Origin of the sequence: Paenibacillus sp. HW567 (genome assembly GCF_000374185.1) — a bacterium.
Taxonomy (GTDB): domain Bacteria; phylum Bacillota; class Bacilli; order Paenibacillales; family Paenibacillaceae; genus Paenibacillus_AQ.
In genome coordinates this window covers 2,173,975-2,187,983 of the sequence record NZ_KB910518.1, presented here as the reverse complement: position 1 = coordinate 2,187,983, position 14,009 = coordinate 2,173,975, and the positions used below count along the sequence as shown (strand labels likewise).

Annotated in this window: 12 protein-coding genes; all 12 read right to left on the bottom strand. The window is 52.4% G+C overall.

The window, feature by feature from the left end; all coding sequences use genetic code 11:
- Nucleotides 1-105: 105 nt before the first annotated feature.
- The gene (locus B212_RS0109845) at nt 106-2,748 is read right to left on the bottom strand and encodes an FtsK/SpoIIIE family DNA translocase (protein WP_019910477.1); all 2,643 of its coding nucleotides are present in this window, start codon (nt 2,746-2,748) and stop codon (nt 106-108) included.
- 125 nt (nt 2,749-2,873) lie between these two features.
- Nucleotides 2,874-3,089: a YlzJ-like family protein gene (locus tag B212_RS0109840; RefSeq protein ID WP_019910476.1), complete on the bottom strand. Its 216-nt coding sequence runs from the start codon at nt 3,087-3,089 to the stop codon at nt 2,874-2,876.
- A complete protein-coding gene (locus B212_RS0109835) occupies nt 3,086-3,865 on the bottom strand; it encodes a ClpP family protease (RefSeq protein ID WP_019910475.1) in 780 nt (259 codons plus the stop codon). The genes B212_RS0109840 and B212_RS0109835 overlap by 4 nt, the downstream gene beginning before the upstream one ends.
- A 200-nt stretch (nt 3,866-4,065) precedes the next feature.
- On the bottom strand, nt 4,066-5,745 hold the full coding sequence (locus tag B212_RS0109830; protein ID WP_019910474.1) for a ribonuclease J: 1,680 nt from the start codon (nt 5,743-5,745) through the stop codon (nt 4,066-4,068).
- A 558-nt stretch (nt 5,746-6,303) separates the two neighbouring features.
- Entirely contained in the window at nt 6,304-7,179 is an 876-nt protein-coding gene (gene dapA / locus B212_RS0109825) for a 4-hydroxy-tetrahydrodipicolinate synthase (RefSeq protein WP_019910473.1), read from the bottom strand.
- A 16-nt stretch (nt 7,180-7,195) separates the two neighbouring features.
- Nucleotides 7,196-8,416, bottom strand: coding sequence for an aspartate kinase (dapG, locus tag B212_RS0109820; protein ID WP_019910472.1), 1,221 nt, complete (start codon nt 8,414-8,416; stop codon nt 7,196-7,198).
- Nucleotides 8,417-8,589: 173 nt separating this feature from the next.
- Entirely contained in the window at nt 8,590-9,186 is a 597-nt protein-coding gene (locus B212_RS0109815; protein ID WP_019910471.1) for a dipicolinate synthase subunit B, read from the bottom strand.
- On the bottom strand, nt 9,187-10,083 hold the full coding sequence (gene dpsA / locus B212_RS0109810; RefSeq protein WP_019910469.1) for a dipicolinate synthase subunit DpsA: 897 nt from the start codon (nt 10,081-10,083) through the stop codon (nt 9,187-9,189).
- Nucleotides 10,084-10,352: 269 nt separating this feature from the next.
- On the bottom strand, nt 10,353-10,799 hold the full coding sequence (gene dut, locus B212_RS0109805) for a dUTP diphosphatase (RefSeq protein WP_019910468.1): 447 nt from the start codon (nt 10,797-10,799) through the stop codon (nt 10,353-10,355).
- Nucleotides 10,777-12,042, bottom strand: coding sequence for a M16 family metallopeptidase (locus B212_RS0109800; RefSeq protein ID WP_019910467.1), 1,266 nt, complete (start codon nt 12,040-12,042; stop codon nt 10,777-10,779). The genes dut and B212_RS0109800 overlap by 23 nt, the downstream gene beginning before the upstream one ends.
- 78 nt (nt 12,043-12,120) lie before the next feature.
- Complete coding sequence (locus tag B212_RS0109795) at nt 12,121-13,107, bottom strand: polysaccharide deacetylase family protein (protein WP_019910466.1); 987 nt, start codon at nt 13,105-13,107, stop codon at nt 12,121-12,123.
- 141 nt (nt 13,108-13,248) lie between these two features.
- Nucleotides 13,249-14,007 carry an ABC transporter ATP-binding protein gene (locus B212_RS0109790; RefSeq protein ID WP_019910465.1) on the bottom strand — a complete coding sequence of 253 codons (759 nt, stop codon included), beginning with the start codon at nt 14,005-14,007 and terminating at the stop codon, nt 13,249-13,251.
- Nucleotides 14,008-14,009: the final 2 nt, after the last annotated feature.

The window sequence follows — 14,009 nt, the reverse complement described above, 5'->3', positions numbered from 1 at the left end:
ACTTGTCTGGAATCACAAGACTTAAGGCCGCTCCACCCAGTACCACAACAAAAAAGCACCCTCCCCACTTGGGAAAGAGTGCTTGGCAAAGACGTTCCGTACCGATTATGAACTGATCCGGTTATGCTGAAATTGCTCCAGGGACATCAGCACCTCACGCGGCTTGCTGCCCTCGTACGGCCCGATGACCCCACGGGCCTCCATTGAGTCAATGAGTCTGGCCGCGCGCGTATAGCCGACACGCATGCGCCGCTGAAGCAGGGATACCGAGGCCTGCTTCGCTTCCAGGACAATCTGTACCGCCTGATCATACAGCTCATCCTGCGGCTCCTCATCCTCTGCCACTGTCTCATCCACTTCAGGGACGATGGATTCATCGTAATTAGCTTCGCCCTGGCTGCTGACATACTGCACAATGGTTTCGACTTCCTGATCGCTCATAAAAGCGCCCTGCACACGTGTAGGCTTGGAAGCGCCCATTGGCAGGAACAGCATGTCCCCACGTCCAAGCAGCTTCTCTGCACCAGGCATATCCAGAATGGTCCGTGAATCGACATTCGACGATACGCCGAAGGCAATTCTCGAAGGGATGTTAGCTTTGATCAGCCCGGTAATAACATCGACAGACGGACGCTGGGTAGCAATAATCAAGTGAATTCCCGCTGCACGCGCCATCTGTGCAAGCCGGCAGATCGCATCCTCAACATCGTTCGCCGCAACCATCATCAAATCGGCAAGCTCGTCCACAATAACAACAATATAGGGCAGCACCGCCGCCGGGTTATCCTTCATGAGATTATTGTAGCCTTCCACATTGCGTGTACCCGAATTGGAGAACAGCTCATATCGTTTCTCCATTTCCACCACGATCTTCTTCAAGGCCAGGCTCGCACGTTTGGGATCTGTAACCACCGGTGCAAGCAGATGGGGAATCCCGTTGTACACATTAAGCTCCACCATCTTGGGATCAACCATCAGGAATTTGACTTCATTGGGCTTGGCCTTGTATAAAATACTGGTGATAATGCCGTTGATGCAAACCGACTTCCCGGAGCCTGTTGCTCCCGCAACCAGCAGATGGGGCATCTTGGCCAAATTCCCCACAATGGTCTGGCCGGATATATCACGCCCGAAGGCAATCGACAGCCTGGATTCGGCATCCTGGAAAATCTGCGTCTCCATAACCTCCCGCATCGTTACGATAGAGACCTCGGGATTAGGCACCTCTATCCCAATGGCCGACTTGCCTGGTATCGGTGCTTCCATACGGATATCCTTAGCTGCAAGCGCAAGCGCAATATCGTCGGTCAAATTAACGATCCGGCTCACCTTCACCCCGATATCAGGCTGAATTTCATACCGTGTAACCGCCGGTCCCCTGACAACCTCGAGCACCTTGGCCCTCACTCCAAAGCTTTCCAGCGTCGCCTCAAGCTTACGTGCTGTCTGCATGTAATCATTCTGATCACCAGCTTTGCCTCCATTGTTAGGCTTCGCCAAAAGGCGGAATGGAGGCAGCTTGTAGGGCTTAGGCGGTGGCGGCGGAGCAGGAGCATCTTCTCCTCCTCCTGCAGCCGTATCGGGCAGTCCGTCCAATTGAACCGCGGCCTGCTCCTCCGGCAATTCGTCATCCACAGGCAGAGCATTTGGAGGGCTGCTAACGACATCAGCGGCTCTGGCGCCTCCGTTCCGCGCAGCAGGAGAGAACTCCCCCCACTCTTCACGGTCTTCAGCATTCAGTCCTTCCGAGCGGATATGCTCGAAGAAATCACGGATGATGGGAGATGCAGGCTCTACATCATCACCGAAATAATCTTCATCATCGTCAAGCTGGGACAGGTTATCATTACGAATCCCTGAGATAATCGGCATTGAAGATGCACCCGCCGCTACAACATCTGAATCCGTCTGATCCTCACGTTCGGTCTCGGCGGCTGGCCCGCCGGCCCGTGGAGCTCCGCTGAACCAGCCTCCAATTCTCCGCAAGAATTGCGGCTGGCTCCGGCGAGGCAATTGCTCCTCGTCCTCTTCTTCCTCGTCGTCATCCTGCACAGGCTGTGGAGCAGATGCTCTGGCAGCTCTTGATGTTACCGGTACCGCAGCAGGCCGGTTGGCCGCCTTCCGCCGGATGCCCTCCGCCAGCTTCACCGTCCGGCTCCGCAGCAGGGAGAACAGCTCAACATAAGACAGGTTCGTAATCAGCATGAAGCTGATCGCCAGCATAACAATCATCAGAAGCTTGGCCCCAAGACTGCCGAACAGCCACAGCAATACCGCATACTCCAATGCTCCAAGATATCCTCCGCTGATATCCTTGCCCAGCATATACACATTGTTGTCGCTGGAGCCTGACGAGAGCGCACCCGACAGGTCGTTATGTATTTGTGCAAGCACATTGCCTGGATGCAGCATTGACAATGGGCCCAGCTTCTGCTCCATCGCCGATATCGTGCTCATGAGGCACATAGACAGCACAAGCAGCAGCACACCGGAATGGCGGCTATTCCAGGAGGAAGGCCACCTTCTGTGAATCATCACCATCAAACCGTAAAAAATACCAATCAGCGGCAGCACAAAATAAAATCTCCCGAGCAAATACCCTGCCATACTGGAAAGAGAGCGCCCTACCGCCGCCTCACCGGATAGAGCAATCACGGATAAGGTGATCAGCATAATCCCGTAGATTTCATATTTCAAAACGCTGCCGAGCAGCGCTTTTTTCTTCTTCTTTTTTCTTCGTTTAGCCACACCAGCCACCCCCGGAACACTATTATACCATATAATGGCGTGGCGTACCTATGTTCTCTTTTGTAAAAAAATGCATCTTTCTGGCACTCTGTTCGCCTTTTTGTATAGGCTTGGAATGAACAGAATTATTTATCGTAGCTGATAATCGCTCCCGGGGAGAACGCCGGGTCGAGATATTTCTGCAGCGGACAATTCAGCAGCCTGACGATTCTCGCCTGGCCCCGTTCCAGCGGCTCCACCTGCATCAGCAGGCCCTGGATGCTCACCTCCTGCAGCGGCTGGACAAAGCTGATTGCCCCTTCAAACACCTGCTCCACTGGTACCACAGAATATAAGGTCATTGGGTCAATCCTCCCTGTATCAAAGGCTCCGCCGACGAAGAGCTATTTCCGGCAATCATACCGTTCAGCCGGCTCAGTGCGGCGCCGATGCCACCAACCTCATCCATCAAGCCATATTTGACAGCATCCGCTCCGCCCACAGCCGTACCAATATCGCGGTTCAATTCCCCGGTCTGGAACATCAGATCCTTGAACTGCTTCTCGGAAATCCGTGAATGCGAGGTTACAAACCGCACCATCCGCTCCTGCATCCGCTCCATATATTCGAACGTCTGCGGCACTCCGATTACCAGACCGTTCATTCGGATGGGATGTATAGTCATCGTTGCGCTTTCGGCAATGATGGAATAGCTGGAGGATACCGCAATCGGAACACCAATGCTGTGTCCGCCGCCGATGACTACCGTTACTGTCGGCTTCGACAAAGACGCAATCATCTCTGCAATTGCCAATCCGGCTTCCACATCGCCGCCAACTGTATTGAGAATAATCAGCAGGCCTTTAATATTTTTGTTCTGTTCGGCGGCCACCAGTTGAGGAATAATATGCTCGTATTTGGTCGTTTTGTTATGCGGAGGCAGGACAAAATGCCCTTCAATCTGCCCGATAATTGTCATGCAAAAAATGTCTGGTTCTCCCGCCGGAACCGCCGCCACGCCCAGCTCCTTCACAGTACCTACCGCTTCCGGGAGAACAGGCTCAACGCTCCCCGGTTTCCCCTCGTCAGGAAGAGTCTCCCCGTTTGCGCTGTTATTAGTTCCTTCTGTTACATCCATCGTTCGCAGCACTCCCTTTCCGCCTGCAGCACTTTTTTAGCTGGAGGCATACTAATCTTCACTAGTATGACATTCCAGGCGACTCCGTTATGCACTCCTTTAACATATAAAAACCCCTCCTCCCCTGGAAACCGTCCAATATTTCCGGGGAGAAGGGGCCTTGGCCCTGCTTATATAATTTGTTAACGTTAGCTTCTAAATTATACTTCCATGATGATCGGAAGGATCATCGGTCTGCGGCGGGTTTGCTCATAGAGGAAACGTCCAAGCGAATCCTTGACACTTGTCTTAAGCGATGCCCACTCATTAACTTTCTCGCTCATCAGGCGCTGGAGAGTGCCGGAGACGATCCGGTTGGCTTCGTCAAGAAGACCTTCGGATTCCCGTACATAGACGAACCCACGGGAGATGATATCCGGTCCGGAGACGATAGCGCCATTCTGCTTGCTAAGCGTAACCACCACTACCAGAATGCCGTCCTGGGACAGCAGCTTGCGGTCACGCAATACAATGTTGCCTACATCGCCTACACCTAATCCGTCAATCAGCACATTGCCTGCTGTCACCTTCCCGGCTCTGCGTGCCGCACCGCCGAAAATCTCAATCACTTCACCCAATTCTGTGATGAAGATGTTGCTCGGGTCTACTCCAACGGATTCTGCAAGCAGTGCATGCTTGCGCTGCATCCGGTATTCACCGTGAATTGGAATGAAATATTTCGGCTTCATCAGATTGAGCATCAGCTTCAGCTCTTCCTGGCTGCCGTGGCCGGAGACGTGAACGCCGGAGTTGGAGCCGCTGTAAATTACATTGGCGCCAAGACGGAACAATTCGTCAATCGTACGGCCGACATATTTCTCATTGCCCGGTACCGGTGTTGCGGCAATAATTACCGTATCGCCCGGCAGGATATCCACCTTGCGGTGGCTGGAGCGCGCCATGCGGGTCAGCGCCGACATCGGCTCGCCTTGGCTGCCAGTGCACAGAACAACTACACGGTTGGCGGCCATTCTGTTCATTTCCTCAGGTTCAATCAGCATGCCGTCCGGCACGTTCAGGTATCCCAGCTCCGAAGCAATGGACACTACGTTAACCATGCTGCGGCCAATTACAGTAATCTTACGGCCGGTTGATTCGGCAGCGTTGACCACCTGCTGAATACGGTGCACGTTAGAGGCGAAGGTTGCGACAACCACCCGCTGATCTGCTTTGCGGAAAATATCCTCCAGAACGATGCCGACATTTTTCTCCGAAGGAGTGAAGCCGGGCTTCTCGGCGTTGGTACTGTCCGAGAGGAGCGCAAGCACGCCCTTCTGCCCGATTTCAGCCATCCGGTGCAGGTTGGCATATTGACCGTTGACTGGGGTGTGGTCAAATTTAAAGTCGCCTGTATGAACGACACTGCCTTCCGGTGTTTCGATGCACACACCAATCGAGTCAGGAATGCTGTGATTTGTTCTGAAGAAAGTCACTTTGAGCGACGTGCCCAGCTCAATTTCCGAATCTTCATTGATAAGAATACGTTTTGTTTCACCGAGCAGGTTCGCTTCCTTGAGCTTATTCTCAACAAGCCCCAAGGTAAGTCTTGTACCGTAAACCGGAACATTCAGGTTCTTGAGCACATAAGACAAGCCGCCGATGTGATCCTCATGGCCGTGGGTAAGCACAATCCCTCTTACCTTGTCACGGTTCTCTGTCAAATATGAGATGTCAGGGATAACAATATCAATACCGAGCATATCCTCTTCCGGGAACTTAAGCCCCGCATCCACGACTACAATGTCGTTTCCGTATTGAATCACATACATGTTTTTCCCGATCTCGCCGACTCCGCCCAAAGCGAAAATCGTCAATTTATCGTTGTTGTTTTTTTTGGACAAATGAATCTAACCCTCCTATGATGTTGGACGTCATACTTTTATTTGCAAAACAATAAGCTTCATTATTTCAGCGGCGCTGAACACATTTTCAAACTGCCAATAACTCCCACTAAAAACAGAAATTCCATAAGTCTATACCATTCCGCACTGCAAATAGCTCCCGAATCGGGCAGTGAATAACCTTGAATGAAGCGGACAAACGCCGTCAAAATTCACCGTCCGCGCCCCTTGCGCGGAAATCTGGCATCATTAGCGCAGACTTAATCAAGGACCTATCCTGTCTCACAATGTAAAAATACATTGACGGAAGATTACCGCATATTTAATTTTAACCGCACCCAGTCACTTAAGGACATTATACATGATTTTTTTGCCAAAAGACAAGTCATCACCGCCGAATGCCTATTCTTTCCTTAGAATTCAGGCTTTCCAGCCGAAAAAAACTACAGAAATCGGGGTCCAGAGTTAATACAGCGTTTACGATTTTGACATTTAACAAACATAAAAAAGACCGGCGCTCCTGGGATAGGAATGCCAGTCTGGAATTCAAGTTCTGTCTTATTTCAGCAGCCCCGCAATATATGCCGCCTCGTCTTCAGTGGGTGGAACGAGCGGAAGCCTTACAGAGCCGACATTCTGCCCGCGCAGTCCCAGCGCATATTTCACCGCCGATGGATTCGGCAACGGCTGCGGACATTCAAATAAACCCTTGAACACAGGAAACAGCTTGCGGTGAAGCTCACCAGCCCGCTGCACATTTCCTGAGATAAAGGCATTGATCATCTCTGCCATCTCCGCCCCGACCACGTGGCTGGCTACACTAATGATTCCGTGGCCTCCGACGGCAAGCGCAGCAAGACCTGCGGAATCATCCCCGGAATAGACGCGGAAATTCTGAGGACAAGCGGAAGCAATCCATGTAATCTGGTCAACGGAAGCACATTCTTTGGTAGCCACAATGTTCGGAATTTCTGCCAGCCGCAAAGTCGTCTTCGCACTCATGCTTACTCCGGTTCGGCTAGGCACATTGTACAATATAACCGGCAATGAAGTCTCAGAGGCTATGGCTGCAAAATGCTGGTACAGCCCTTCCTGGTTCGGTTTGTTGTAATATGGAACGACCAAAAGCACGCCGTCCACACCGATTTTCTCCGCTTCCTTCGTCAAATGTATAGAATGTCTGGTATTGTTGCTGCCGGTTCCCGCAATAATTTTGCAGCGTCCGGCAGCCTTCCCCAGTACAAAAGCAAACAGTTCAAGCTTCTCTTCATCGCTTAAGGTGGGGGATTCTCCAGTCGTTCCGCAAACTACGAGCGCTTCGGATTTCTGCTCCTCTATGAGGTAATCGACAAGCCGTGAGGCGGCTTCCCAGTTGATCTCTCCACCCCCGTCAAAGGGGGTCACCATGGCGGTTATTAATCTTCCGAAGTCCACTTTGAATTCCTCCTTGTCAGCGGTGTAATTCAAATTTGGCATGCAATGCGCGCAGCGACTGCACCATGTCTTCCTTTTTGACCAGAACCCAAATGGTTGTATTGGAGTCCGCCGACTGCAGGATTTGAATATTCTGCGAGCTTAGCGCTTCGACGATACGGGCCATAATGCCGGGAACGCCATTGATGCCGCCGCCGATGACAGAGACCTTGGCGCAGCCGGACAGGCTTGAAGGACGCAGCCCCAGCTCCTGCAAAGCGGCAATTGCTTGCTCCGACTTGTCGTCATTTACGGTATATAGAGCCTCGCTTGGCGTCACATTGATGAAATCCACGCTGATGCCGTTATCGGCCATGCTTTTGAAAATTTGCAATTGCACGCCGGTTCCGTTGCCGTCCGGACACTCGACCGAAATCTGGGTAACATTGCTGACATAGGCGATCCCTGTAACATAGCGGTCCACAACCCCATTCGAAACATCGCTAAATCCTTCAGGATGGGTTACAAGCGTACCTTCGGCTTCGGAAAATGTAGACCGTACACGCACCGGGATCTGAGCCTGCATCGCAATCTCAACGGCGCGGGGGTGAATTACCTTGGCCCCTTGATAGGCCATGTTGCAGATTTCCGTGTAGCTGACATAGGTCAGTTGCTTGGCATCCTCGACAATCCGCGGATCGGCGGTAAGAATTCCATCGACATCCGTATAAATGTCAACCATGTCCGCACGCAGTGCCGCGCCAAGCGCCGTTGCCGACGTATCGCTTCCACCGCGTCCAAGGGTCGTGAAATCACCGGCTTCGGTCTGACCCTGGAACCCGGTTACAATAACTACCTTTTGTTCGCGCAATTCACGCAGAATGCGTTCGGTCCGCACATCGAGAATTCTTGCATTGCCGAAGTTATTATCTGTGAGAAACCCCGCCTGCGCACCTGTCAGCACGGTCGAGCGGATGCCCTCCTGCTCCAGCAGCCCGCATAAGGTTGTTGCCGAGATGATCTCCCCGCAGCACATCAGCAGGTCCTTCTCCCGGTCCGGCAGCGAATTTCCGTTCTGCACCGCCCAGTCCAGCAGTGTATCCGTAGCATATGGCTCACCCTTGCGGCCCATGGCCGATACTACAACAACCAGGCTGAAGCCGCTGGCCAGCTCACGTTTGACATGACGGATAACGTGTTCCCTGGCCGCAGGTGTGGAAAGTGAGGTTCCGCCGAATTTTTGCACCAAAATACCCATGAATAATTCCTCCATTACTTCTCTAAGCAAGCACGCTAATATGTACGCAAACCATTATTCCACAAGTAGAAACGGCTGCGCCGGGTCTTTTAAAGTGTTGAACCGCCCTCAGGTTGAGGACGGCTTATATGAGCCTTATAAGTCGGAGTGCCTGCATTAAACGAATCTGTTGTCTATGCTGAATGAAACCGTTCGATAATCATAGGCTGCAACTGATTGCCCTGCAACGCCGCATAACAGGCCTCGGGAATGAGATCCATCTGCGCCACAAGCGAATTGGGCTTGCCCTGCGGGTTATCCTGGCCAAACGGCACAAAATATATATTCTTGGTCACCAGCAGCTTCGCAATGTTCGCCGCATTCAGGCCCAGCCCGTCATTGGTCGAGATCGCCAGCACCAACGGACGCCCGTTGCGCATTTGTGACTTGGCAGCCATAAGCACAGGACTGTCTGTCATCGCGTTAGCCAGCTTGCTCGTCGTGTTCCCTGTGCAGGGAGCGATGGTCAAGACGTCCAGCAGCTTGGAAGGACCCAGCGGTTCCGCATCAACAATTGTAGAAATGATATCATTCCCTGTTATTTCTTTCAACTGTTTTAACCAATTTTCCGATGTGCCGAAGCGGGTATCCGTATTCAGCACGGATGCGGACACAATCGGGACCACTTTGGCGCCGCCATCCATGAAACGCTGAATCTGCGGCATAACCTCTGCAAACGTGCAGTGCGAGCCGGTAATCGCATAACCTACTGTTTTTCCATGCCAATCCATTTATTCGTCCCCCCTGTTCAAACTCTCGTCCGATATCGACTGTACCAGCGCACCTGCCATAATGATGCCGGCGCTTTTGGGAGCAACGATTCCGGGCAAGCCCGGTGCCAGCATAGCCTTGATCCCGCGTTTTTCCGCATAGCGGAAATCGCACCCGCCCGGGGCGGAAGCCAGATCAATAATTACGCAGTGCTTGGGAAGACGCGAGAGCACCTGCGCGGTAATGATTAGGCTTGGAATCGTATTGAAAATGAGGTCAACCTCCGCCACATGAGCCAGCAGCTCTCCGGTCATAAAAGGCTTCCAGCCCATCTCCTCGGCGCGTGCGTAATGCTCTTGTTTTCTTACGCCTACCTTCACGCTTGAGCCTAAGCCCTGCAGCGCCCTTGCCATTGTAAATCCGGTTCTGCCCATACCCAGCACCATAGAGGTAGAGCCGTGAATAGTAAAATCCGTATTCTGAATGGCCATGACCAGCGCGCCTTCCGCTGTAGGGATAGAGTTGTATATAGCCACATCGTCCCGGTTCAGCAGCTCCACCAGCTTAATTGAATTCTTAACGCACAACCCGCGCAAATAACCTTTGGCCATGCCGGTATAAACCGTACAGCGTGCCGGCAGCGCCGCGATATGCTCCTCCCGCAACTGTAAACGATGATTGGAGAAAAGCGCATTGATATTCCCTTCGTCATCACAGCCTACCGTAGGCAGCACCAGCACATCCGCACTGCTTAGCAGCTCTGCCGACATCTGTTCCAGGCTCACCCCTGGGCTTGGGGCATCCCACTTTTCGAACCCGGCGGCGCTTACCGTCGCATCCATTTCCACACATTTCCGAATCACTTCAATCTGTCTCGCGTCCCCGCCCAGGAACACGATCCTGATGCCAGTAAGCATAGGGATGACGCTCCTTTCAACATGCACACTAATGACTATAGAGCATCTTATGCCGCAGGCTGCGGATGGGTGATGAGCGGAGAAGAATTACTGGGCGCTCCAAATAGGTCACAGAAAACTTACTGGAAGTGGAAACGGAGACGCCGTCCTTATATTTGAATAAAAAAAAGCTTGCGGACTATGCCGTTACCGGCGTTCATCCGCAAGCTTTTCTATATAGTGTGCGCTGAAACTGCGCCCGCCCATCAACCGAACGGCGTACAGTTTTCTTATTTGCCCGTATGCCCGAAGCCGCCTGCCCCGCGCTCTGTTGCGGACAGCTCCTCCACTTCGACCAACGTTACGGACGGTACAGCCTGGAATACCATTTGGGCAATCCGCTCATTGCGGGCAATGGCAAATGGCTCCTGCCCCAGATTGATCAGCAGCACCTTGATTTCGCCCCGGTAATCGGCGTCGATGGTACCCGGTGTGTTCAGGCAGGTGATGCCATGCTTCAGCGCCAGGCCGCTGCGCGGACGGATCTGTGCCTCCAGGCCGTCCGGCATGGCCAGCGATATGCCGGTAGGGATAAGTGTACGCTCCCCCGGAGCAAGCACGACAGGCTCGCCCACAGCAGCGTACAGGTCATAACCTGAGGCTTGCTCCGACATTTTGCGGGGCAGCAGCACATCCTCATTCCCCGGAAGCTTGTTAATTTGAACGTAATAAGACAAGATCATCTCTCCTAACATTGGCTATAGCTTTGTCTGTAGAACCTACCATCGCCAGCGCGATCGGCTCCGCAAACATATGGTCGAGCAATTGATTGACATCATCCATGGTCACCTGCTGGATTTTGGCGATCATTTCATCCAGTGTATCATGTCTTCCGAGCATCAGCTCGTTTTTGCCCAGACGGTTCATCCGGCTGCTGGTGCTCTCCAGGCTAAGGATCAGACTGCCCTTGAGCTGCTCCTTGCCCTTTCTCAGCTCATCCTCGCTCAGTCCCTTGACAGCCAGCTCATGCATCATTTCTTTGATCAGCTCGGTCACCGCTTTGGTCTGCTTCGGCGCAGTTCCGGCGTACACCGTGAACATCCCGCTATCTGCCTGGGAGCTGTGGTAGGAGTATACCGAATAGGCCAGCCCGCGTTTCTCGCGGATCTCCTGGAACATCCGTGAGCTCATTCCGCCCCCGATGGCATTATTCAGCAGCACCATTGGATATTGCAGCGGACCACCGCTTTGGACGCCCGGCAGGGAAAGGCAAATGTGGTTTTGCTCGGTTTTCTTGCGGTGAAACAGCAGCCCGCCATGAAAATCAGGCGCTGTCAGCGCGGAAGCTTCTCCGTGATTGTCGAAAGACCCGAAATGCTGCTCCAGCAGCTCGATTAAGCCATCATTGATATTACCGGCTACGCTGATGACCGTATTCTCAATTGTATACTGCTGCTTCATATAAGCGCGCAGATCCTCGGGTGTCATCTCCAGCAGGCGTTCCTTCAAGCCCAGAATCGTATATGCAAGCGGGTGCCCGCCGTAGGCGGCAGCACACATCAGATCATGCACCAGATCATCCGGTGTGTCCTCGCACATGGCAATTTCCTCAAGGATGACGTTTTTTTCCTTCGCCAGCTCTTCCGCATCCATCCGTGAGCGGAAGAACATATCCGCCAGCACATCCACGGCAATCGGCAGATGCTCATCGAGCACTTTTGCATAATAGCATGTATATTCCTTGGAGGTAAATGCATTGACATTGCCGCCAATAGCATCGAACTGTTCAGCAATATCCTTGGCGCTGTAGCGGTCGGTTCCTTTAAAAAGCATATGCTCTATAAAATGTGAAATCCCGTTATTGAGCGGGTTCTCGTTCCGTGAGCCTGTTTTGACCCAGATTCCGAAGGATACAGATCGGCCCGTGGGAATGGTCTCGGTAACCACTCGCAGACCGTTTGATAATAGTATTTTTTCCACTTCTAAGTCCTCCTGGCATAGCCCTGTTTCTATCTGTATTTGGTATTCGCGCCTCTTATCCTACCAGAAATAAGCGGCTCACTCAACATCTGCGGGGATCAGACGCTCTGCTGAGAGCGTTTGACTGACTGTCCCAAGCTGCAGCCCTTTGGCTCGAATCCCCCGGATCATGCCCCGCAGCGCCTTGGAGGAAGAGGCTGTCGGATGCATCAGGACCAGGGTTCCCGGCTCCGCCTTGCTGCTGATTTTGGCTATCACCGATTCCGGCGACGGATTGCGCCAATCGACGGTATCGAGCGTCCACAGCACTGTTCTCAGCCCCAAGGAAGCGGCAATATCCACCGTCTCCTGATCAAAATCCCCCGATGGCGGAGCAAACCAGGTATTGGTGACTCCAAGGCTCTCCTTCAGGAGCTTCTGTGTCTTCTCAATTTCGGCGGTGGCCCGCGCCCGGCTTAAGGTGCTCATATCGGGATGGGTATAGGCGTGGTTCTCCATTTCATGTCCGCGCTTCAGCATTTCAGCGGCAAGCTCTTTATTATGGCTGAGCCAGCTTCCATCCAGAAAGAAAGTGACCTTCACCTTTTCCTGATCAAGAATATCGAGCATCGGCTTAATATATTGATTGCCCCATGCCACATTGATCATCAGCGAAACCATCGGCTTGGCCGGGTTGCCCCGGTAAATCGGCTGCGCTCCCAGGTCGTTCAGCGAAACCTTGGGCGGTATTTGCCGGTACAGGAGCTTCAGAGGATCATTTGTTCCCCGAAGCAGCGCCGTCTGGTACGTAGCCTCAATATCCACCTCAAGCCCGTTATAGCCCGGAATAGCCTTCCATACCCGGTCAACCGTGGCATCCACTGCGGGACTGTTCAGCTTGGCTGCCTTGTTCTCAATCCGCGTGCGCAAAGCATCCCGCCGCTCTGTGGCAGCATTGCTCCATACAGCCAGTCCAGTCTGCGGCTTAAGCTGGGCCAGCATGTCCTTCACCGGTCCGTACGTGCTGCCGATGCCGATAACTACAGCAATGCAGGCCAGTATAATCGCCGCTCTATCCGTCTTCATGACGTTCTTCCTCCCTGGCAGAAACGGTTCGTTAGTCCGTCCCGCACAAGGTCAATGCACAGGACGTTTTGTCCCAGCCTATGACTCCCCGGAAGAAAATATGCATATAACCCGAGCACTGCTCTGCGTGGATAATGATCATCAAATTCCGATATCCCGCATTTTCTCAGTGACTCTTGCGATCCTGTCATCCATATTAGTGCCGCCAAATTTCGGCAGCCGCAGCTCGCTCACAATATTTCCGTCACGCATAAACATAATCCGCTCCGTCCTAGCCGCCACCTTGGCATCATGAGTTACAAGCATAACCGTAGTTCCTTCCGCATTGATTTCCGAAAAAATGTCCATGATCTCCTGCGCGGATTTTGAATTAAGCGCACCAGTCGGCTCATCACCGAAAATAATTGTTGGATTGTTCATCAGCGCACGGCATATGCCCACACGCTGAAGCTGCCCTCCCGAAACTTGTGTAATATCACGCTTTTCCAGTTCCGCAATTCCTGTCTTTTTCATAAGCGCTTTTGCTTTCCCGGTAATCTTCAGGGCGCTTCTTCTGTTGTCCCGCATTGAAGGAAGAATAATGTTGTCAAGGATATTCAAATTTTTCAGTAAAGTCGGCTGCTGGAATACAAACCCCATTTTTGTTCTGCGTATATCTGAAAGCTCGTTTTCGCTGAGTGCGGATAAATCTAAACCGTCAAAGGCAATCTTTCCGCCGTCAATGCCATCCATTCCGCTCATTGCAAACATCAGTGTCGATTTTCCTGAGCCGGAGGGTCCCATCACCGCAACAAACTCACCCTTGTCAATTTTGGCAGACACTCCATTCAGAACATTGTATTTCTCCTTGCCCGCGCCAAAGGATTTTACTATATTTTCACCGATAATAATCTTTTTCATAG